Annotated in this window: 22 protein-coding genes; 17 read left to right on the top strand and 5 right to left on the bottom strand. The window is 54.3% G+C overall.

Features of this window, described 5'->3' with window-relative positions; all coding sequences use genetic code 11:
* Positions 1 to 16: 16 nt before the first annotated feature.
* The 3 genes from GSF01_RS02675 (at position 17) to GSF01_RS02665 (ending at position 2,613) form a co-directional block, all read left to right on the top strand.
* Positions 17 to 709, top strand: coding sequence for a response regulator transcription factor (locus GSF01_RS02675; RefSeq protein WP_159881624.1), 693 nt, complete (start codon positions 17 to 19; stop codon positions 707 to 709).
* A gap of 58 nt (positions 710 to 767) precedes the next feature.
* Complete coding sequence (locus GSF01_RS02670; RefSeq protein WP_159881623.1) at positions 768 to 2,117, top strand: HAMP domain-containing sensor histidine kinase; 1,350 nt, start codon at positions 768 to 770, stop codon at positions 2,115 to 2,117.
* 79 nt (positions 2,118 to 2,196) lie between these two features.
* The gene (locus tag GSF01_RS02665; RefSeq protein WP_159881477.1) at positions 2,197 to 2,613 is read left to right on the top strand and encodes a VOC family protein; all 417 of its coding nucleotides are present in this window, start codon (positions 2,197 to 2,199) and stop codon (positions 2,611 to 2,613) included.
* 124 nt (positions 2,614 to 2,737) lie between these two features.
* On the opposite strand, the gene GSF01_RS02660 is transcribed toward GSF01_RS02665, so the two are convergent.
* On the bottom strand, positions 2,738 to 3,655 hold the full coding sequence (locus GSF01_RS02660) for an SDR family oxidoreductase (RefSeq protein WP_159881476.1): 918 nt from the start codon (positions 3,653 to 3,655) through the stop codon (positions 2,738 to 2,740).
* Between the two features lie 108 nt (positions 3,656 to 3,763).
* Here GSF01_RS02660 and GSF01_RS02655 point away from each other — a divergent pair, with 108 nt between their 5' ends.
* Together GSF01_RS02655 and htpG are read left to right on the top strand one after the other, a co-directional pair.
* Positions 3,764 to 4,033, top strand: a complete 270-nt coding sequence (locus GSF01_RS02655; protein ID WP_159881475.1) for a YkgJ family cysteine cluster protein — start codon at positions 3,764 to 3,766, stop codon at positions 4,031 to 4,033.
* Between the two features lie 150 nt (positions 4,034 to 4,183).
* On the top strand, positions 4,184 to 6,064 hold the full coding sequence (htpG, locus tag GSF01_RS02650) for a molecular chaperone HtpG (RefSeq protein ID WP_159881474.1): 1,881 nt from the start codon (positions 4,184 to 4,186) through the stop codon (positions 6,062 to 6,064).
* Between the two features lie 79 nt (positions 6,065 to 6,143).
* On the opposite strand, the gene GSF01_RS02645 is transcribed toward htpG, so the two are convergent.
* A complete protein-coding gene (locus GSF01_RS02645; RefSeq protein WP_159881473.1) occupies positions 6,144 to 7,232 on the bottom strand; it encodes a DUF1648 domain-containing protein in 1,089 nt (362 codons plus the stop codon).
* A 19-nt stretch (positions 7,233 to 7,251) separates the two neighbouring features.
* Positions 7,252 to 7,635, bottom strand: coding sequence for a GntR family transcriptional regulator (locus GSF01_RS02640; RefSeq protein ID WP_159881472.1), 384 nt, complete (start codon positions 7,633 to 7,635; stop codon positions 7,252 to 7,254).
* 258 nt (positions 7,636 to 7,893) lie between these two features.
* Here GSF01_RS02640 and GSF01_RS02635 point away from each other — a divergent pair, with 258 nt between their 5' ends.
* The 3 genes from GSF01_RS02635 to hmpA all read left to right on the top strand — a co-directional run bounded on the left by GSF01_RS02635 (position 7,894) and on the right by hmpA (position 11,951).
* Positions 7,894 to 8,211, top strand: a complete 318-nt coding sequence (locus tag GSF01_RS02635; RefSeq protein ID WP_159881471.1) for an ArsR/SmtB family transcription factor — start codon at positions 7,894 to 7,896, stop codon at positions 8,209 to 8,211.
* Positions 8,212 to 8,250: 39 nt separating this feature from the next.
* On the top strand, positions 8,251 to 10,512 hold the full coding sequence (locus GSF01_RS02630; protein WP_159881470.1) for an ATP-binding cassette domain-containing protein: 2,262 nt from the start codon (positions 8,251 to 8,253) through the stop codon (positions 10,510 to 10,512).
* A 224-nt stretch (positions 10,513 to 10,736) separates the two neighbouring features.
* Positions 10,737 to 11,951 carry an NO-inducible flavohemoprotein gene (hmpA, locus tag GSF01_RS02625; RefSeq protein ID WP_159881469.1) on the top strand — a complete coding sequence of 405 codons (1,215 nt, stop codon included), beginning with the start codon at positions 10,737 to 10,739 and terminating at the stop codon, positions 11,949 to 11,951.
* Here the strand turns inward: hmpA and GSF01_RS02620 are convergent.
* Complete coding sequence (locus tag GSF01_RS02620) at positions 11,918 to 12,439, bottom strand: Crp/Fnr family transcriptional regulator (protein ID WP_159881468.1); 522 nt, start codon at positions 12,437 to 12,439, stop codon at positions 11,918 to 11,920. The genes hmpA and GSF01_RS02620 overlap by 34 nt on opposite strands.
* A gap of 295 nt (positions 12,440 to 12,734) precedes the next feature.
* On the opposite strand from GSF01_RS02620, the gene GSF01_RS02615 reads away from it, so the two are divergent.
* Positions 12,735 to 12,908 carry a hypothetical protein gene (locus GSF01_RS02615; RefSeq protein WP_159881467.1) on the top strand — a complete coding sequence of 58 codons (174 nt, stop codon included), beginning with the start codon at positions 12,735 to 12,737 and terminating at the stop codon, positions 12,906 to 12,908.
* A 72-nt stretch (positions 12,909 to 12,980) separates the two neighbouring features.
* Here the strand turns inward: GSF01_RS02615 and GSF01_RS02610 are convergent, their stop codons facing one another.
* Positions 12,981 to 13,436 (bottom strand): hypothetical protein, encoded by a 456-nt coding sequence (locus GSF01_RS02610; RefSeq protein WP_159881466.1) that lies wholly within the window; start codon positions 13,434 to 13,436, stop codon positions 12,981 to 12,983.
* 106 nt (positions 13,437 to 13,542) lie between these two features.
* On the opposite strand from GSF01_RS02610, the gene GSF01_RS30295 reads away from it, so the two are divergent.
* The 8 genes from GSF01_RS30295 (at position 13,543) to GSF01_RS02580 (ending at position 20,138) form a co-directional block, all read left to right on the top strand.
* On the top strand, positions 13,543 to 13,731 hold the full coding sequence (locus GSF01_RS30295; protein WP_159881465.1) for an S-layer homology domain-containing protein: 189 nt from the start codon (positions 13,543 to 13,545) through the stop codon (positions 13,729 to 13,731).
* A 148-nt stretch (positions 13,732 to 13,879) separates the two neighbouring features.
* Complete coding sequence (locus GSF01_RS02600) at positions 13,880 to 14,584, top strand: GntR family transcriptional regulator (RefSeq protein WP_235941232.1); 705 nt, start codon at positions 13,880 to 13,882, stop codon at positions 14,582 to 14,584.
* Positions 14,585 to 14,597: 13 nt separating this feature from the next.
* Complete coding sequence (gene uxuA / locus GSF01_RS02595; protein ID WP_159881464.1) at positions 14,598 to 15,674, top strand: mannonate dehydratase; 1,077 nt, start codon at positions 14,598 to 14,600, stop codon at positions 15,672 to 15,674.
* Positions 15,671 to 16,519: an SDR family oxidoreductase gene (locus GSF01_RS02590; protein WP_159881463.1), complete on the top strand. Its 849-nt coding sequence runs from the start codon at positions 15,671 to 15,673 to the stop codon at positions 16,517 to 16,519. Before uxuA ends, GSF01_RS02590 begins: the two co-directional genes overlap by 4 nt.
* Before the next feature lie 18 nt (positions 16,520 to 16,537).
* A complete protein-coding gene (locus GSF01_RS30020) occupies positions 16,538 to 16,762 on the top strand; it encodes a glycosyl hydrolase 115 family protein (protein ID WP_268893675.1) in 225 nt (74 codons plus the stop codon).
* On the top strand, positions 16,731 to 16,925 hold the full coding sequence (locus GSF01_RS30015) for a glycosyl hydrolase 115 family protein (protein ID WP_268893674.1): 195 nt from the start codon (positions 16,731 to 16,733) through the stop codon (positions 16,923 to 16,925). Before GSF01_RS30020 ends, GSF01_RS30015 begins: the two co-directional genes overlap by 32 nt.
* On the top strand, positions 16,874 to 17,965 hold the full coding sequence (locus GSF01_RS02585; RefSeq protein WP_268893672.1) for a glycosyl hydrolase 115 family protein: 1,092 nt from the start codon (positions 16,874 to 16,876) through the stop codon (positions 17,963 to 17,965). The genes GSF01_RS30015 and GSF01_RS02585 overlap by 52 nt, the downstream gene beginning before the upstream one ends.
* Positions 17,966 to 18,263: 298 nt before the next feature.
* The gene (locus GSF01_RS02580; protein WP_159881622.1) at positions 18,264 to 20,138 is read left to right on the top strand and encodes a rhamnogalacturonan lyase; all 1,875 of its coding nucleotides are present in this window, start codon (positions 18,264 to 18,266) and stop codon (positions 20,136 to 20,138) included.
* Positions 20,139 to 20,328 lie beyond the last annotated feature (190 nt).

Below are 20,328 nucleotides of genomic sequence, written 5' to 3'. Positions count from 1 at the left end.
GCCAGGGGTGGGAACGATCAAAACGATACTCATCATAGACGATGAAGCGGAGATCCGCGAGCTGCTGACGATTTACTTGACTAATCACGGGTATACGGTGCTTGAAGCCGGCAACGGGAAGGAGGCCTTGTCGGTATGGCAGGAAGAACAGGTCGATCTGGTCATTGCCGATATTATGATGCCGGAGATGGACGGGTTTGAACTGCTTAAGCAGCTGCGCCAAGAATCGCAGATTCCGTTTCTGTTTATTTCCGCGAAATCGGACGATATGGACAAAATCGCCGGCTTGCAGCTCGGAGCGGACGATTACGTAGGCAAGCCCTTCAACCCTCTAGAAGTGGTCAGCCGGGTTCAGGCGCTGTTCCGGCGCATCGATGCCTTTGCCAGACAAGAGCGCGAGGATCAGGACGTTCTGGAGATCGGCGATGTCAAGCTGGATTTGAGCAGCTGCCTGCTGTACAAATCAGGCGTCGCGAAGGAGCTGACCTCGTATGAATTCAAAATTCTCGCTCTGCTGATGGGGCATGCGGGCCGTGTGTTTACGAAGGCGCATATTTATGAGCGGGTGTGGGGCGAGGACTACATCGGTGACGACAATTTAATTATGGTCTATATCAGCAAGCTTCGGGAGAAGCTGGAGGATAACCCAAGAAAGCCGGCCTATCTGATTACGATTAGGGGGTTAGGCTACCGTTTTGAAAAAGGATAAGAAGGATAAGCGACCCGCGGTCAAAAGGCCGTTGAGACAGCTGTTTTTCCGGAATTATATGGCGATCAGCGGCCTGATGCTGGTTACGATCGCCCTATCCCTCTTCGGCATGGATCTGTTGATGAACCGCTATGTGGATCGAACGGCGGATTTGAACGAGGTGAATGGCGCCGAGATGTACCGGTATCCCTTCGACAACATCGACGGCCGGCTGCTGGACCAATATGGCGGTTGGCTGGAGATTGTGGATGAAGCGGGGAGTGTGATCTACGTCAAGGGCAGCAAGGAAGACGACATCGTTCAGTACAGCGGGGCCCAGCTATATGCGAAGCTGGATATACTGCGAAACGACGATTCGATTCACTATCATGCCTACCCTGTCGAGGGACCGCGAGGCGAAGCTTATGTGATGCTCTGGAAAATACCCGAGCGGCTGGAGATGGTTTCCACGGCGTTTGGCCTGTTTGCCGCTTTATTTGCCGTCTTGCTGTTCGTTGCCCTCTATGTGTACGCCCGATATTCGGTCAGGCAGATCAAAAAGCCGCTTCAGCAGATTGTGGATGGCATTAAAGAGATGGAGCACTTGAATTACAAGAAGCGTCTTGATTTTTCGGCCGAGCAGGAATTTGCCGAAATCCGAGAAGCCTTCAACAAGATGGCTGAACGGCTTCAGAGTACCTCTGCGGAGAAGGAAGCGGCCGAGCATCATAAACGAAACATGCTGCTGCATTTGTCTCATGATTTGAAGACGCCGATCACCTCCATATTAGGGTATTCGCAGCTGCTGCTGGAGACGAAGGAAGCGGATGAGGGCCTCAGACGGAAATATGTGCAGTACATGTACGATAAATCGGCCTATATGTCCCATCTGATTCAAGATTTGTTTGAGCTGGCGAAGCTGGACGATCCTCAGCTCAAGCTGAACCGGGAAACGGTGAACATGGCCGAGTGGTTCCGGCATATGCTGGCGGAATGCTACCCCGAGCTGGAGGCGAAGGGGTTTCAGCTGGAAGCGCACATCCCCGAAGAACCGCTGCCCGTCAGGCTGGATAAGAGGCATATGAACCGGGTCGCCGCCAATCTGATCGGCAATGCGCTCAAGTACAACCCTCCGGGAACGACGCTCTATGCTTCGTGCGAAAGAAGAGGCGGGTATGCCGTGCTCGTTCTGGGGGATGACGGCACGGGCGTTCCGGAACAGATCAGGGACCATATTTTCGATGAGTTTGTTCGGGGTCACAGCGGGGTAAAGGATAATACGGGATTAGGTCTAGCCATCTGCAAAAAAATAATTACTCTTCATCAGGGAACCATTGAGCTACTGGAGGACCCGTCCTATTCCACGTTGTTTCGGATCAGCCTGCCTTGCGAGCATGAAGCTGCGAGGGGAGCGAGTAGGCGAACCTAGCAATCGGGAAGAAATACGAGCCCGAAGAATAGGTTATAATGGAGGAAGTAAGCGACCATTAGAAGATGAGGTGAACAGGATGGCTTTCCAATCCAAACATATTTTCGTGAATTTGCCTGTTAAAGATTTGAACAAGTCCGTCGCATTTTTCAAAGAGCTCGGGTTTGAATTCAACCCTCAGTTTACGGACGAGAACGCAACTTGTATGATCATCGGGGAGCATATATACGCGATGCTTCTGGTAGAAAGCTTCTTTAAGACGTTTACTCAGAAAGAGATTGCAGACACGGTCACAACGACGGAAGTGATCTTGGGCTTGTCGGCGGAAAGCCGGGAGAAAGTGGACGAGTTCGTCAACAAGGCTCTGGCTGCAGGCGGAAAGCCTTACAACGATAAGATCGATCATGGCTTCATGTATTCGTGGAGCTTCCAGGACATCGATGGACACCTCTGGGAAATCGTGTATATGGATGAAAGTAACGTCAACCAGGCGTAAGCTTAACTGCCCGAAGCGGCCTGCCTCGCCGGATGTGCGGGCATAAAGGGCAGGTCAGCATGCTTAACACGGCAATGGGAACGGTGACTCTCTCGGGGGTCACCGTTCAGGCGTTTGCCGGGGGCTAGCGGTAACCGGCAGCATTGGCTGGTTTGCCTGCCTCCTGCACTTCTGCGAGATACCGCCAGCAATCCGGCTGTGAGCCGTCAATATCGTAAAAACCATACGTTTGGGCGAGCTCACTGCTCGAAACAGAGCGACCGTTCCAGCGGGCTGCTTCGGGATCTCCAGCTATCGCGGCAACGGCCCGCCCTACAAAACGGGGCGACTCCGAGATGATGAAATGCGGCTCCTTCGCCGTGGCGTCGCGCCAATTCTCTTCCTTGACCCCAAAGTGATCAAGCATAATTTCGGAACGCATCCAGCCCGGAGTTACGGCAACGGCGGTGCAGGAATACGGTGAAAGCTCATGGGCTAAAGACCGGGCCATGCGGATGACCGACGTCTTGGCCAGATCGTAGAATAGAGATAGTCGGTAGTTGTTATCGTTGTATTCTGCCGTTCCGTCCGTTACTTCGATAACCAGTCCATTCTTGTTTCGGATTAAGAGGGGGAGCGCGAAGTGGCTGGTCATAATATGCGTGTCGATCGCAAGCCGAAGCATGCGAAACCCACGTTCAAGGGAATGCTCCCACACGGGCACATTCCACTGGGTCAAATGTTCGCCTCCCCATATATCGTTAACCAGGATGTCCAGTCTACCCTGTTCCTGCTCGATGCGAGCAAGTAATGCCTGAACCTGATCAGGCTCCAAATGATCCACTTGAACCGCAATCCCACGGCCGCCTGCTTGACAGACAAGCTCAGCCGTTTCTTCAATCGTCTCAGGACGATTGTACTCGGAGCGCTGGGCGCGTGTCGTGCGTCCTGTCACATACACCGTAGCCCCGGCCGCCCCTAATTCGATAGCTATTCCTCTGCCGGCGCCGCGCGTTGCACCTGCCACCAAAGCAATCTTCCCATCTAAAGGTTTTTTCATCATTGTTACTCCTTTCGTGGATTTATTACCTAGGATAACCCCTAACGATGTCAACTCATGTCATAGTACTACCCGGGAATTTCTAAATGGATATCCAAGGAGGTGGGCATGATGGAATGCAGACCAGGCTGTGGAGCATGCTGTACGGTGATTTCGATCTCTTCGCCGATTCCCGGGATGCCCGAAGGGAAGCCGGCCGGCATCCCCTGCCTGCATCTGACGGCCGGCAACCGGTGCGGGCTATACGGTCAACCGGGGCGTCCCGAAGTATGCAGCAGTTTGCGGCCCTCGGAGGACATGTGCGGGAGCTCGGATGAAGAAGCTTATGCGATTCTGAAGATGTGGGAAGAGATGACCAAGCCCTCGGCCTGGCAGTATTAATCGAAGGAACCGCTTCGGATGCCGAGCACAAATCAAAGCCTCGTCCGCCTTGACATCGAAAATGAGGAATGTTATAAAAGGAATGAGTAGCACTCGATGATGGAGAGTGCTAAATGCAGCGCCTTATTTAGGGAAGGGGAGAGATCCGGAGTGGAAAAAAAGCAGTTTCAGGCAGAGTCCAAACGTTTGTTGGAAATGATGATCAACTCCATTTATACGCAAAGGGAAATTTTCCTTAGAGAGCTGATCTCCAACGCGAGCGATGCGATCGACAAAATTTACTACAAAGCGCTAACCGATGACAACCTGGTCTTCGACAAAGATAGCTACTATATTAAGGTTACCGCCGATAAGGCAAACCGCACCTTAACGATTCGCGATACCGGGATCGGGATGACGAAGGAGGAGCTGGAGAATAACCTCGGCGTCATCGCCAAGAGCGGCTCGCTTGCTTTCAAGAAAGAGAACGAATCGAAGGATGGCCACGATATTATCGGCCAATTCGGCGTCGGGTTTTATTCGGCCTTCATGGTAGCGGATGTCGTAACCGTAATCAGTAAAGCTTTGGGCAGCGACACGGCTTACAAATGGGAATCGACCGGTGCGGACGGCTACACCATCGAGCCTGCCGAGAAGGATGCGGTGGGTACCGAGATTGTCATGAAGATCAAAGAGAATACGGAAGACGACAGCTACGACGAATTTCTTGAGGAATACCGCTTGAAATCGATCATCAAGAAGTACTCGGACTTCATCCGCTATCCGATTAAAATGGATATCTCCGGCCGGAGGCCCAAAGAAGGAACGGAGAATGAATTCGAGGATTACCAGGAAGAGCAGCGCGTCAACAGCATGGTGCCGATCTGGAGAAAGAACAAGAGCGAGTTGACGGCGGAAGATTATGAGAGCTTCTACAACGAGAAGCATTACGGCTTCGACAAGCCGCTCAAGCATATCCATATCAGCGCGGACGGGGCAGTCGTCTATCAGGCGATTCTGTACATTCCGGGCAGCACGCCGTTCGACTACTATACCAAGGAATTTGAGAAGGGCCTGGAGCTGTATGCGAATGGCGTCCTGATCATGAACAAATGCGCGGATCTGCTTCCGGACTACTTCAGCTTCGTCAAGGGGATGGTCGATTCCGAAAGCCTGTCGCTCAACATCTCGCGCGAAATGCTGCAGCATGACCGCCAGCTGAAGCTAATCGCCAAAAATATCGAAAGCAAGATCAAGAGCCAGCTGCAGAGCCTGCTCAAGGACGAAAGAGAGAAGTACGAGCAGTTCTACAGCGCTTTCGGCCGCCAATTGAAATTTGGCGTGTACAGCGACTACGGCAGTCACAAGGATGTGCTGCAGGATCTGCTGTTGTTCCACTCCTCCAAGGAGAAGAAGCTGGTATCGCTGGATGAGTATGTCTCCAGAATGCCGGAAGACCAGAAATATATCTACTATGCTTCCGGTCCTTCCAACGAAAGGATCGAAAAGCTTCCGCAAACCGAGCTTGTAGCGGAGAAGGGCTTCGAAATATTGTATTTCACCGACGACATTGATGAGTTTGCGATCAAGATGATCATGAAGTACAAGGATAAGGAGTTCAGATCCGTATCGAGCGGCGATCTGGGCATCGAATCGGAGGAGTCCTCGGATAAGGACGAGGCAGCGAAGGACTCGCATAAAGAGCTATTCGATTATATGAAGGGTCTGCTTGCCGATAAAGTTACAGGCGTTCGGGCATCCAAGAGACTGAGATCCCATCCTGTATGCTTGTCCACGGAGGGCGAGGTTACCATCGAGATGGAGAAGATCCTGAATGCGATGCCGAACAACCCGAACGTGAAGGCCGACAAGGTGCTGGAAATCAACGTTCAGCATGACGTGTTCAAATCGCTGCAGGATGCGTTCGAGAAGGACAAGGACAAGCTGAACCTGTATACGGCGCTGTTGTACAACCAGGCTTTGCTGATCGAAGGCTTGCCGCTTCAGGACCCGGTCGAATTCACGAATGACATTTGCAAAATTATGGTTTAAACCAAGGGTCGAAGATAAGAAGGCAGGGCTCCCTCTAAGGGGCCCTGCCTTCTTAACTATTCGGGACAAGCTGATTGCTTCATTCTGCCTGCCAAGACAAAATCAAGACCACGGCCGCCAGGATAAGGGGGGTTAATACCAGCAGCCACCCGGCGGGTCGAGCCGTGTTTATGGTCCAGCCGATGCCGACGCGCTTCTCTACGATCAAAGAAGGATCCGAAGGATTGTGGTAAAACAGACCGGCCTTCCAGTATTTATCATCGTCATTCGGATGCAGCGCTTCGGTCGCGACGCTGTAGTCCATTTTCTGATGAGTGACGATAGCCATTATGACGATCAGTAGGGGGATGGCTATAGCTGCTATGGCCATGACCGGGCCTGGCAAGAGCTCGATTATGCCGAACTGGACTATGCCGAATTCCAAAACGATCGCCAGCGTAGAGAACAACAGGATAAGCTGCGGCTTCTTCCGGGCTTTCTCCTCGTCTTCCAGCGACCTGCGGGGGGCCTGCGGGTCCAGGCGCTGCCCGATCCGATTGGCGGTAAGGTGCATGAGGTACATAAAGCCGGCCATGCCCAGTTGGATAAAGTTCATGAGAAATACGTAGAAAAAGGATTTCGGCGCCGTCCGGTCCACCTCGCCGGCCATGTTGTAATGGAGATTCATGACATCCGGGATCTGATCGTAGAGGCTTGCGATAATACCTGCATTCAGGGCGATCAGGCCGAGGATGAGTAAATACCAGCCACCGGAGATACCCTTCGGACGTCTGGCTGCCGAGATGTCGGCTGCCACAAATCGGCTGGTGGGCGTCTTCCAGCCCTTGGCCAGCTTCAGCTTCTTAACGCTGTTGTGGGCATACAGGTAGATGCCCAGAGAGACCGGCGCGGCGAGCAGCGTTCCGACCAGAATCACAGCCGTATCCACTTGTTCTCCGCCAGTATAGAGGATGACGAGCAGGAGAGCGCCGATGGCCGTACCGATCCCCACGCATAGCAGCTTATACCTCCGTTCGATTTCTCCCACTTTCGGATCGCTGAGGGCCTCGGCGGGAAGGTTAATACCGAAGAAAACTCCTTTACGCATCCCTGACGGCATCACTAAAGCGAGACCAACCAATAATCCCCAAACTAAACATACAATAACATACATAGGCCATTCGTTCATGGGCGAATACCTCCTCGGGTTAATTCACGGATAATTCGGCATGAAGCTTCTCGACGAGCTCGATAAGCTTATTCTTCTTCATGCTTCTGGCGATAGATTCGGCGATGATCGGCCGTAGATCTCCCTCCAGCTTCTTGAGGTATTGCGGTGTGAGATCAGGCATGCCCTGAGGCTGCACGACAACGCCTTTCTGGCGGTGAATCTGAATATACCCGTCTTGCTTGAGCAATTGATACGCCTTATTGACCGTATGCAGGTTAATTCCCAGATCGCCTGCCAGCGTGCGGACGGAGGGAAGCGGCTCTCCGGGCTGCAGTCGGCCGGAAGCTATGCCTTCTACGATCTGCTGCACCAGCTGCGTATAGATGGGTGTATCGGACTCCAAATCCAAGCGGATAATCATGCTGTCACCTCCAAACGTTATACTTGTTATAGTTATAATATAACAGATGCACGAACGAAAATCTATCCCTATTTGTTAACTAGGGCAGAATAACATGCGAGTCGCTACAGGATGTTGACGTGACACCAGATGGCGTCCTACAATAAAAGTGTCACTAAATGGTGTCCAGTTTCGTGAAGGAGGTGGTGAAGGTAACGGCTGTCCCTTCATACCCCTTGGATTTCTACCGCAGAAAATAATAATTTGGAGAGAGCTGTTGTGAGCGAAAATAACCAGTTGCGGGATGTGTTTGACGCGATTGCAGATCCTACCAGGCGCCGGCTGATTCGTCTGTTAGCAGAGGCGGAGGAGAAGCCGCTTCATGAATTAACGGCACAGTTTCAGATGGGCCGCACAGCGGTATCCAAGCATTTGACCATCCTTAAAGAGGCCGGATTGGTGCTTGACCGAAAAGTCGGCAGAGAAACCCGATTTAGGCTCAACGCCGCTCCACTCCAAGAAATTCAAGATTGGGCGGCTTTCTACAGCAAGTTCTGGAGCGCGAATAGCGAGCTTGAGAAGGTATTGGAACAATAACCGCATCCAGTTATTAATGCCATCGGAAGGATGTTAAGCATGAGCGAAACGAATCAGGAATATATCGTCATCTCGGGTGCGAGGGAAAACAATCTCAAGAACGTGTCCTTGCGCATTCCCAAGCGGAAGATCACGATCTTCACCGGGGTATCCGGATCAGGCAAGTCATCGATCGTCTTCGATACGATCGCCTCCGAATCCCAGCGTCTGCTGAATGAAAACTTCAGTATGTTCGTCCGCAACTTTCTGCCGCGCTTTCCGCAGCCGGAGGCGGATGCGATCGAGAACCTGAGCATGGCTGTTATCGTCGATCAGAAGCGGCTGGGCGGCGGCTCCCACTCTACGATGGGCACAATTACCGATATTTCTCCCATTCTCCGACTGCTTTTCTCCCGAGTGGGTCAGCCTTACGTGGGACAAGCTCATATGTTCTCGTTCAATGATCCGCAAGGCATGTGTCCCGAGTGCAGCGGGCTCGGCCGCAGGCTTGGCGTCGACATGAGCAAGGCGCTAGATATGTCCAAGTCGCTGAATGAAGGGGCACTCCTGCTGCCAGACTATGGGGTGGGCAGCTGGGAATTTAATATGATCGTGGAGTCCCGGAATTTCGATCTCGACAAGAAGCTGAGCGATTATTCGGAGGAAGAGCTCGAGAAGCTGCTGTATGCCAAGGCGAGCAAACTGCAGGTGCAGTTCGGCGGGAAGGCCATGAACATTACCGTGGAAGGCGTACTGGAGAAGTTCACCAACAAGTACATCAAGCAGGATGTGAAGACGAAGTCCGAACGAACACAACGAGCGGTAGCGCCGTTCATCTCCGAAGGTCCCTGCTCCAGCTGCCGCGGCGCGAGACTCAGTCAGGCCACGCTCAGCTGCAGGATCAATGGACGCAATATTGCGGAGCTGTCCTCTATGGAGGTCGGCCAGCTCATCCGCGTCATTCGGGAGATTAACGACCCTGCCGCTGCACCGATCGTAAAGGCGCTGACGGAGCGGCTGCAGCATCTGGTCGATATCGGACTGGACTACTTGACGCTGGACCGCGAAACGGATACCTTGTCTGGCGGCGAGTCGCAGCGCGTCAAGATGGTGAAGCATCTGAGCGGCAGTCTGGTGGATGTCACTTACATCTTCGATGAGCCGAGCGTTGGCTTGCATCCCCGTGATGTACACCGGCTCAATGGATTGCTTCAGAAGCTGCGCGACAAAGGCAATACTGTGCTTGTCGTCGAGCATGATCCCGATGTGATCAAGGTGGCGGATCATATCGTCGACGTCGGCCCTCATGCGGGCAGCCGCGGCGGCACGATTATGTATGAAGGAAGCTTCGAAGGCTTGCTGGAGTCCGGTACGCTGACAGGCACCCATATGAAGCGGCCGCTTCAGCTGAAGCAAGACTCCCGGCAGCCGTCCGGCAAGCTATCCATCAAGGATGCTTCGCTGCATAATCTGCGGAATGTGAGTGTAGATATTCCTACCGGGGTATTGACCGTAGTTACGGGCGTCGCCGGCTCGGGCAAAAGTACGCTGATTAACGAAATCTTCCTCGGCCAGCATCCCGATGCGATCGTCATCGACCAATCGGCGATAGGCGTGTCGACGCGCTCAAATCCTGCGACTTATACGGGCATTATGGATGATGTGCGCAAGGCGTTTGCTTCGGCGAACAAAGTGAACCAAGGCTTGTTCAGCTTCAACTCCAAGGGAGCTTGCGAGAACTGCCAAGGACTGGGCGTCGTGTATGCGGATGTTGCGTTCCTAGACAGCGTGAAGCTTCCTTGCGAAGTATGCGAAGGCAGACGGTTCAAGGAAGAGGTGCTCGCGTACAAGCTGAACGGCAAGTCGATCGCAGAAGTGCTGGCGATGACGGTGGAACAGGCGCTGGAATTTTTCCAGCTCAAGGAGGTCGTGCGCAAGCTCCAGGCGATGAGCGATGTGGGGCTGAACTATATTACGCTCGGCCAGCCGCTCAGCACGCTCTCGGGCGGGGAATGCCAGCGCATCAAGCTGGCAAGCGAGCTGCATAAGAAGGGCAGCATTTACGTGATGGACGAACCGACGACCGGCCTGCATATGTCAGATATCGGACACCTTCTGGAGATCATGAACCGCCTCGTGGATGCCGGCAATACGGTGATCGTCATCGAGCATAACACGGATGTGATCAGCCAAGCGGATTGGATCATCGATATGGGGCCGGATGGGGGCAGCAAGGGCGGCCAGGTGGTGTTCGAGGGCCTGCCTTCGCAGATTATCCATGCGGAGCAGTCGATCACGGGAAAGTACTTGATAGTGAAATAACCCAGCCTATTTAAACCAAACAGATCACTTTAGGTCCAGCCTGCATCAGGCTTGGACCTTTTTGTCTTGGATAGGTCTCGGAAAGCAGAGACGCTGCAATTGTCTAGTGGTTATTGTCACAGATCGTTAGATTTAGGTGTGATTGTAATCACTATGCTGCCTCTTCCCCTCACCTATACTTAGACGTAGATCAAAAGCTCACAAACAAAGGAGATGCGATACTGATGCTGGATGAAAAAACGATAGCGGTAATCAAGTCCACCGTACCTGTGCTGGAGGTCCATGGAACAGCGATCACGACAAGGTTCTATGAGCGTATGTTTACCAGCCACCCCGAGCTGCTTAATATATTCAACCACGCCAACCAGAAGCAAGGAAGACAGCAAACGGCACTGGCCAATGCGGTATACGCCGCAGCCCAGCACATCGATCAGCTGGAGAGCATTTTGCCTGCGGTCAAGCGGATTGCCCATAAGCACCGGAGCCTCGGGATCCGTCCGGAGCATTATCCGATTGTAGGTCAGCATCTGCTGGCAGCCATTCAAGAAGTGCTTGGAGACGCGGCTACGGAAGAAATTCTGGAGGCATGGGCGGCAGCATACGGAGTAATTGCTTCTGTGTTCATCAGCGTGGAGGCGGATATGTATAAGGAATCCGAGGAGCAGGCGGGCGGCTGGGGGGATTTCCGGCCCTTTATCGTCAAGCGCAAGGAACGGGAGAGCGAAGTGATCACTTCCTTTTATCTGGTTCCGCAGGATGGGGGGCAGTTGGCTGCCTTCGAGCCCGGACAATATGTGAGTATCAAGCTAGCTATACCGGGAGAGGCTAATACGCATATCCGGCAATACAGTTTGTCCGATGCGCCCGCCAAGCCTTATTACCGAATCTCCGTCAAGCGTGAGGAAGCGGTGGGCGATCGACCAGCCGGCAAGGTTTCGGTATTTCTCCACCAACAGGTCGAGGAGGGGGACGTGCTGATGCTGTCGGCGCCGGCCGGAGATTTCACGTTGGATCAGAAGGATGACAAGCCAGTCGTGCTGCTGAGCGGGGGCGTGGGGCTGACACCGATGATAAGCATGCTCAATACGCTGGCCGACTCGGGCACGGATCGTGCCGTTACCTTCATCCATGCGGCTCAGCATGGAGATGTGCATGCTATGCGCGGCCACGTCGAAGACGTGGTGAGGAGCAACCCGCGATTCTCCGTGTATTGGTGCTATGAGAGACCGACAGAGCGGGATCGCAGGGAAGCGGCTTTTCACAAAGAAGGCTTCGTTGATCTGGAATGGCTTATTCATACGGCGGGGAACCGGGAATCCAGCTTTTACTTCTGCGGGCCAACCCCTTTCATGAAGAAGGTTCGGGATTCGCTGCTGGCCTGGGGAGTCGAGGATAAGAATATTCATTATGAATTTTTTGGCCCTGCGGGCAGCTTGTGAGCGCGCAGCAGCCGATTCACCGTTTCCCGGCGAAGACCGATGAACTGACCGATCTCATCCTGCGTCAGAATGTCCGTCAGCTCGCTGACACCGGTATAAGCCTGGAACCAGAGCTGAAGGTTGCTCAGCTTTTCTGCCGGGGACGCCTTCGTTAGCTGGTCGATGCGCTGCTGCATCATGCGTAGTTTGTTCTGGAGCTGGAGGGCGATGGTCCGGTATAAGGAAGGGTCCTCCTCCAGCTGCGCGTACCAGGAGGCCGCTGGAAGAACGTCAACCTCGCACGTGACAAGCGCGACCGCCGTTCCATAATAGGGATTGGGGGTCAGCAGGGAATGGTGGGGAATGGTCTCGCCGGGTACAATGATATTTACCAGTATAAAATGACCGTCCTCATGGACACGGATTATTTTCAACAAGCCGCTTTGGAGACGAAAAAGCGGACCCGATTCCCCTTGACGGAAGAGGATCTCGCCCTTGTGCAGCAACATAAGTAAAGCCTCATTTCTTAACTAAAGCGATAGGTCTGTCCGACAGACTTGTCGTTTTATTTGTTTTTTTCCTGCAAGGTGAAGCTGGGAATTCAAGCTCAAAAGCATCAAATATCGCTTTAGTTTATCATAAAATATGGGAGAAAAGAAGAAGGTGAACCTTCCGAAATTGTTCCAATTATTAGGAGGTAAGGCACTGGTATGTAATAATTTGTTCAATATACTTGCTATAATGGTGAATCTATATGATACTATAGACCTATAGAGATTTAGTTTATGGAGAGTGCTAGTGTCTATGAAATTTAACATCTGCTACAAGGGCAAAGTGCTGTATGGACCTCTTCGTGAAGATGAAGCGCTTGCAAAGATGAAAAGCATGACGGCTCTGTTTGAGAACCTGGAGCTGAGGCCTGCCGATAACGTTGAAATCGAAGAATCGAAGAAGAAAAAGAGGGACGACTCCCCATGATTTTCTCTTTACGGGAGGTCATACGTCTCAATACAAGCCCCCGATGGGAATCGGGGGCTTGTTGCCGTAGGGCTATGGATTGACGACGAATACGTCGGTGCTAACCACTAAATTTCCCGAAAAGCGGATGGTGGAGATGCCATAGCAGTTTTTCTCCACGTCGTAGAGCCGGCCGTCCTCACTAATAATCGCGGTGGAGAACTGACTGCCGCCGCCGCTTGCGGTTTCGTAGCGCAGCTCCTTGGTATAGATCGTAGGTTGCTGGTGCTTCCAATCGCGCAATCGGAAACGATCTCCGGCGATGCTGACCATCCAGGTCTCTCCTCGAGGGCCCGAAGCGTAAAATTCCTTGCGGTCGTCCGTGCTTACCGTAGAGAGATAAGTTCCCCAATAACTATTGAACCAGACTTCTTCCTGTTTTAACTTGGGACCGGCGGAAGGGGCAGATGATTGTGCAGAGGCAAGAGGCAAGGCTGCAAACATACTAAATGCGAGAAGAAGAGATAGACGCCCTACTAACGATTTCACTACAAATTCACTCCTTTGGGTCTTGGTTCTTCGTAACCTATTGTAAACAATTGAATCTAATCCAACATGAACCTAAAGTAGTAAATATTCCCTCGCTAGGGCCTGCTTGCTAACTTCTTTCAAGGATACGGCCGATATATCGTCCTATGCCAGGGAGAGCGTAGCGGCTCTTGTAAAGGCCGGCTATCTTGAAGGCTATGACGGAGGGGTTCATCCGAATCAGCCGATGACAAGGGTGCAAGCCGCTGTAATGATTGCGGGAGTGCTTGGCTTGAAGTATGGCCTTATTCGTTAGCAGCAAGGAAGCGCATCGAAGCCGTCCGATTCGGGACGGCTTCTTAATAGTATGTAGAACAGCCAGCCTTGCGGCATGGTCTAAAGTCCGAAACTTTTAACTTGTATACAAGTTGGGAAGGAGGTACAATAGCCCTAACGAAGAGGGGGTGGCTTCCATTACAGACAGATCTTCAGGGCTCGGGGTCCAGCGTAAATCCAATCAGATCTATGAAGCGATCCGGGAAGATATTGTCGCCTTGCGACTGGTTCCCGGCAGTATGATTTATGAGAACGAGCTGGCCGAGGAGCTGCGGATCAGCCGTACGCCGATTCGCGAGGCGATCCGGCTGCTCGTCAGCGAGCAACTGCTCGAGGTGCTTCCGCAGCGCGGGACGCGAATTGCGCAGATTTCCGAGCGCAAGGTGAGCGAGACGCGGTTTATCCGCGAGCAGCTGGAGCTGGGCGCCTTCCGGATGGCCGCGCGCCTGTGGGATCCGGTCAAGCACGCGCGCGTCCGGGAAACGATCATCCAGCTGCTGCAGCGGCAGCAGGAGGCGGTCCGCGCCGGAGAGATAGCTTTGTTTCTCCAGCTGGACGAAGCCTTTCACTACGCGATCATGGAGATTACAGGCAATGCGACGCTGCTTCAGGTTGTGTATGAGATGAGAGGCCATCTGAACCGGCTGCGCTGTCTGGCGCTGCAGCAATTTCATCATATGGATCAAGTCATGGAGGAACACCGCGCGCTGTTCGCTGCGGTCGAGCAGGGCGATGAGGCGTTGACCGCGGAGCTGCTGGGGCGGCATCTGGGCAAGCTTGATGCGGAGCTGCCGGAGCTGCGCGCGGCTTACCCGCAATATTTTCAGGAATAGGGTGACAGGGACGATGAAGATGGTGTTTCGGTGGTATGGAGAGGGCAATGATACGGTTTCGCTGAGACAGATCAAGCAGATCCCCGGGGTCGAAGGGATCGTGTGGGCGCTGCATGATGTGCCGGCGGGCGAAGAATGGCCGATGGACAAAATAATGGCCTACAAGGAACAGGCCGATGCGCATGGCTTCCATCTGGAGGTTGTCGAGAGCGTCAACGTTCACGAGGATATCAAGCTGGGATTGCCTACGAGGGATGTGTACATCGAGAATTACAAGAAAACGATAGCGAAGCTGGCTCAGGTCGGCGCCAAAACCATTTGCTACAATTTTATGCCGGTTTTCGACTGGATCCGCACCGATCTGTTCAGGGCGCTGGAGGACGGCTCGACTGCGATGTTCTACGACAAAGCCCAAGTGGACCTGATGGATCCGGAAGCGCTGGTCCGCATGATCGCCGACAATCCGTATTTCACGATGCCCGGCTGGGAACCGGAACGGCTGCGGCGACTGGCGCCTTTGTTCGAAGCCTACAAGCAGGTGACGGAGCAGGATCTATGGGACAACCTCCAATATTTCCTGGAGCAGATTATTCCGGTCGCGGAGCAGTACGATATCCGGATGGCCATCCACCCGGATGATCCGCCATGGCCGATCTTCGGGCTTCCGCGCATTATGACGGGACCGGACAATTTCCGCAAGCTGTTGAAGCTGGTGGACAGCCCGTATAACGGGCTGACGTTATGCAGCGGGTCGCTTGGTTCTAACCCGGCTAATGACATTCCCGCGATGGTCCGCGAATTTGCCGGACGTATCCCGTTCGCCCATATCCGTAATGTGCGGGTGTATGAGAATGGCGACTTTATCGAGACCTCGCACCGGGCCGAAGACGGAACGGTCGATATTGTCGGTATCATGCGCGCTTACCATGAAATCGGATTCACGGGCTATGCGCGTCCCGACCACGGGCGGCATATCTGGGATGAGCAATGCCGTCCGGGCTACGGGCTGTACGACCGGGCGCTCGGCATCATGTACCTGTGGGGCGTCTGGGATGCCTTCCAAAGGGAGAAAAAGGAGAGATTGCAATGATACCCATCCATCCAAATCTGCAAGGCAAGGTAGCTGTAGTCACCGGGGGCAGCGGGGTTCTCTGCTCGGCCATGGCGCGGGAGCTGGGCCGGCATGGCGTGAAAGTAGCGATCCTGAACCGTACGGCGGAGAAGGGCGAGGCGGTAGCGCGGCAGATCCGTCAGGGCGGCGGAATAGCGCTCGCTGTGGCCTGCGACGTGCTCGATGCGGATAGCGTCAACCGGGCCGCCGATCTTATTCTGAAGGAGCTTGGACCCTGCGACATTCTGATCAACGGAGCGGGCGGCAATCATCCCAAGGGCAGCACCACCAACGAAACGCTCAAGCCGGAGGATCTGCTGAACTCCGATATAACGACCTTTTTCGACCTGACGGACGAGGGCTTCGGCTTCGTCTTCAATCTGAACTTCCTGGGGACGCTGATCCCGACCCAGGCGTTTGCGAAGCAGATGATCCAGAGGCCAGGAGCGGTAGTCATCAACTTATCCTCCATGAGCGCTCCGAGTCCGATGACGAAGGTGCCGGCCTACAGCGCAGCGAAGGCGGCGATTGATAATTTTACCCAATGGCTGGCTGTGCATATGGCGGATGTCGGCATCCGGGTGAATGCCATCGCTCCCGGCTTTTTCCTCACCGAGCAGAACCGAAGGCTGCTCACGCAAGAGGACGGCTCGTTGACCGAGCGCTCCCACAAGATCATCACCCACACCCCGATGCGCCGCTTCGGCAAGCCGGAGGATTTGCTCGGCACGCTCGTGTGGCTCGCGGACGACAGCATGTCCGGGTTCGTGACGGGCATCACGGTGCCCGTCGATGGCGGGTTCATGGCTTACTCGGGGGTATAAACGGCGCTCGGGGCCGAGATGTTTCTGCTGGCCTATCCCGGCCGCAGGGCGAGCTATCAGGAAGCGCCGGAGCTGTTCGAGCGGCTGTGGACGGAAGCGATCGAGAAGCAGCGGGACCGGAAGGTGCTGTGGGTGCTGTCTTTCCGAGGTCAAGGAGACAAGCCGTTCTGGGAGAACGATCCTTCGTTCGATACGCCCGAGAAGCGAGGCGATGATCAGCCGCGTCATCCGCAGGCAGCATGAGATGATCCGAAGCTCCGTCCCCCTTCCGGTATTCTGCGTTGCCTTGTATGGCGAGATTTCGGAGCTGTACAAGGGCGGATATGTCGAGCTTCCGGAGGACGTCATCAAGGTATGGGCGGACAATGGCTACGGTCGTATGGTGTCCCGGCGTCACGGCATCTGAATCTGCGGGTGCCGGCGCTGCCGTCCGCCGAGGATACCGGAAGGCACGGCATCTACTACCATCTAACGTTCCATGATCTGCAGGCATCCAATCATCTGACGATGTTCCCGGGCTCTGCCGGATTTCTGAAGCAGGAGGTCGAGTCGGCCTTGGCGGCCGGGGCGGATGACTACCTGCTGCTGAACTGCGGCAATATTCGTCCGCATGTCTACACGCTGGATGTGCTTCGCGAGCTGTGGCAGGCAGTCACGATCGATACCGAGGCGCACCTGGACAGCTTCGTGAGGCATTATTATACAGAGGGTCACGCCGGGCTGGCAGAGCTGTACCGCACCTATACCGAAGCGGCGCCGCCTTACGGGCCGCATGCCGACGATCTCGCCGGGGAGGAGTATTATCATCATCCCGCCCGGCGAATCATGGGCCACTGGCTGCAGGGACGGGGAGAGCGACCCGACGAACGTCTCTATTGGGCCACGGGCGAAGTATCCTTCGCCGAGCAGGTCCGTCACTTCGGACAGAGCTGCGAGAGGGGGCTGGCCCGCTGGAAGGACTGGACGGAGCGCTGCGATCAGGTCATCGCGCTGCTCGGGGACCAAGACCGGCAGCGCGCGGTCGATCAGCTTCGCTTCGATGGCGAGCTGCACCGCTCCGGCTGCGAGGGCTTTATGTGGCTGTGCCGCGCATACGAGGCCTATACCGAGAAGCGGTATCTGCAAGCCTTCGATTACGCCTCGCAGTCGATGTGGAGCTATAAGGAAGGGCTTCAGGCGCTGCGGGACTCTGAGCATGGCAAGTGGGAGTATTTTTACCGCGCCGATTGGCTGACCAACATCGAGAGCACGGTAAGCAATGTCGACACGGTGCGCCGTTTTCTCCGGATGCACGGAGACAGCCCCGAATTTTTCCTATGGTACAAGGAATACCTGATGCCTGAGACCGAAAAGCATATTTATTTGGAAAATACGCATCGCAATCCGCTGTCGGACGACGAGCTGGCTCGGCGGCTGCAGCGATACTTCGAGCAGCTGGAAGGTTAGCGTACGGAAACTTGAGGCCTGTTGAGCGGTTCAACAGGCCTTTTTCCTATCCAACAGCTCAGCTTTCGCATGTATTCTTGAGCAAGCCCGCCAGCATGAGGCAGCTCAGACTCTCGTCTTCCTGCAGAATGTCCATGTATGTGAAAAAATCCCGTTTTTTTAAACAACTAACACTGATTTTTGAATTGTTCGAATTTTCTTTTATAGTAAAATATACCCATATCAAGTCGAAAGGAGGAATGTAACCGCTTTAATTATTGGCCAGGCTATTCAAATCTAAAGTTGGAGGGATGAAATGATGATCAAAAATTGGGGCTACACCTGGAAGTTGTCGGCTTTGCTCGTTCTGAGTACCGCGGTAGCAGGCTCTGCTCTGCTGCCGGCTCCCCCGGCTGTTGCGGCGGCCCGTCAGGCGGAAAAGCTGTCCCGCGGAGTGGTCGCCGTAAAGGTAAGCAGCGGAGTATTCGTCAGCTGGCGCTTGCTGGGAACGGAGAATGCATCCACGACCTTTAACCTATATCGAAACGGAACCAAGGTCAATGCCTCACCGATTACGGACAGCACGAACTATCAGGACGCGGCGGGGACGACCTCATCCAGCTATACGGTGCGGGCTATCGTGAATGGCGTCGAACAGCCGGCCTCTCCAGCTGCTGCCGTGTGGAGCAATAATTATAAGGATATTCCGATCCAGAAGCCGGCGGGAGGCACGACACCGGATAACGTCAGCTACACCTACAGCGCGAACGATGCAAGTGTAGGCGATCTGGACGGAGACGGCGAATACGAAATTATAGTGAAATGGGACCCTTCGAATTCGAAGGATAATTCCCAATCCGGCTACACGGGCAATGTGTATCTGGATGCCTATAAACTAAACGGCACCCTCCTGTGGAGGATCGACCTGGGCAAAAACATTCGGGCCGGCGCCCATTATACCCAATTCCTTGTCTACGACTTCGACGGGGACGGCAAGGCCGAGGTCGTCTGCAAGACGGCTGACGGCACCAAGGACGGCACAGGAGTCGTCATCGGCAATGCAGCTGCCGACCATCGGAATTCCAGCGGCTATGTTCTTGCGGGTCCGGAATTTATGACTGTGTTTTCGGGCACGAATGGGAAAGCGCTCTCCACAACCGACTATTTGCCTCCTCGGGGTAACGTCTCCGATTGGGGAGACAACTATGGCAACAGGGTGGACAGGTTCCTCGCCGGAGTCGCCTATCTCGACGGGGTGCGGCCGAGCATTATTATGGCTCGCGGCTATTATACCCGGACCGTCGTGGTCGCCTACGATTGGCGCAACGGCGCGCTGACCCGCCGATGGACCTTTGACAGCAACAGCTCCACGAATCCCGGTACCGCCGGCCAAGGAAACCACAACCTCAGCATAGCGGATGTGGACGGGGACGGGAAGGACGAGATCGCTTACGGCTCGCTGGGCATTGATGATAATGGGGCCAAGCTGTACAATACCGGCTTGGGCCACGGGGATGCGATGCATCAGAGCGATCTGAATCCCGACCGGGCGGGGCTCGAGGTGTTCCAGGTTCACGAAAGTACGGGAGCCGCTTACGGAGCAGAAATACATGATGCCAAAACCGGCCAGATCCTATGGGGCTTGCATACGGGCTCCGATACGGGAAGAGGGTTGGCCGCGGATATCGACCCCCGGCATAAGGGTGCGGAGCTGTGGGCTTCAGGGATCGGCTTGTACACGGTTACGGGCACCAAGATCAGCGACACCGCTCCGTCCTCCGTGAATTTCGCCATCTGGTGGGACGGCGATCTGTCGCGCGAGCTGCTCGACCATACGGGGGGGACGGGTAAGATCGACAAGTGGAATTATTCGAACAATAGCTTGACCCGCCTGCTTACCGCTACCGGCACGAGTTCCAATAATTCGACCAAGGGCAATCCTTCGCTTCAGGCCGATCTGATTGGGGACTGGAGGGAAGAGGTGATCTGGCGGACGAGCGACAGTACGGCGCTCCGCCTGTTCACGACAACCGATGTAACGGCTTATAAAATCCATACTTTGATGCATGATCCGGTATATCGGCTTGGCGTCGCCTGGCAAAATGTCGCATATAACCAGCCGCCGCATACGAGCTATTATCTCGGTACCGGCATGAATCCGTCGCCGAAGCCGGATATTTACTTAACCCCTTAAGGCGCAGGACCCGGCTTGGCGAAACATTTCTTCGACAAGTAAGGTATAACCTGGTCGGGATCGGTCATACTAGGCTTAGGCGGTGAACGAGAGAGGTGTGGTTCCGTTGGGCGATCTAACGAGCAATACCGAGGCAGAGGCAGTTGTGATCGAATCCTGAGCGAAGCGAGGGGATGTGCCGCAGAGACGT

Origin of the sequence: Paenibacillus puerhi (assembly GCF_009846885.1) — a bacterium.
Lineage (GTDB): Bacteria > Bacillota > Bacilli > Paenibacillales > NBRC-103111 > Paenibacillus_G > Paenibacillus_G puerhi.
The sequence above is the reverse complement of the archived record's forward strand: the minus strand, read 5'-3'. Positions and strand labels throughout refer to the sequence as shown.

Bases quoted from the DNA above. Each gene is read 5' to 3' on its own strand.
- GSF01_RS02585 (WP_268893672.1), top strand. From the start codon at position 16,874: ATGGGCGGACAATGGCTACGGTCGTATGGTGTCCCGGCGTCACGGCAT.
- GSF01_RS02630 (WP_159881470.1), top strand. From the start codon at position 8,251: ATGAGCGAAACGAATCAGGAATATATCGTCATCTCGGGTGCGAGGGAA.
- GSF01_RS02640 (WP_159881472.1), bottom strand. From the start codon at position 7,635: ATGATTATCCGCTTGGATTTGGAGTCCGATACACCCATCTATACGCAG.
- GSF01_RS02665 (WP_159881477.1), top strand. From the start codon at position 2,197: ATGGCTTTCCAATCCAAACATATTTTCGTGAATTTGCCTGTTAAAGAT.
- GSF01_RS02615 (WP_159881467.1), top strand. From the start codon at position 12,735: ATGAAATTTAACATCTGCTACAAGGGCAAAGTGCTGTATGGACCTCTT.
- GSF01_RS30015 (WP_268893674.1), top strand. From the start codon at position 16,731: ATGATCAGCCGCGTCATCCGCAGGCAGCATGAGATGATCCGAAGCTCC.
- GSF01_RS02655 (WP_159881475.1), top strand. From the start codon at position 3,764: ATGGAATGCAGACCAGGCTGTGGAGCATGCTGTACGGTGATTTCGATC.
- uxuA (WP_159881464.1), top strand. From the start codon at position 14,598: ATGAAGATGGTGTTTCGGTGGTATGGAGAGGGCAATGATACGGTTTCG.
- GSF01_RS02580 (WP_159881622.1), top strand. From the start codon at position 18,264: ATGATCAAAAATTGGGGCTACACCTGGAAGTTGTCGGCTTTGCTCGTT.
- GSF01_RS02645 (WP_159881473.1), bottom strand. From the start codon at position 7,232: ATGAACGAATGGCCTATGTATGTTATTGTATGTTTAGTTTGGGGATTA.
- GSF01_RS02660 (WP_159881476.1), bottom strand. From the start codon at position 3,655: ATGATGAAAAAACCTTTAGATGGGAAGATTGCTTTGGTGGCAGGTGCA.
- GSF01_RS02590 (WP_159881463.1), top strand. From the start codon at position 15,671: ATGATACCCATCCATCCAAATCTGCAAGGCAAGGTAGCTGTAGTCACC.
- GSF01_RS30020 (WP_268893675.1), top strand. From the start codon at position 16,538: ATGTTTCTGCTGGCCTATCCCGGCCGCAGGGCGAGCTATCAGGAAGCG.
- GSF01_RS02670 (WP_159881623.1), top strand. From the start codon at position 768: ATGGCGATCAGCGGCCTGATGCTGGTTACGATCGCCCTATCCCTCTTC.
- hmpA (WP_159881469.1), top strand. From the start codon at position 10,737: ATGCTGGATGAAAAAACGATAGCGGTAATCAAGTCCACCGTACCTGTG.
- GSF01_RS02620 (WP_159881468.1), bottom strand. From the start codon at position 12,439: ATGTTGCTGCACAAGGGCGAGATCCTCTTCCGTCAAGGGGAATCGGGT.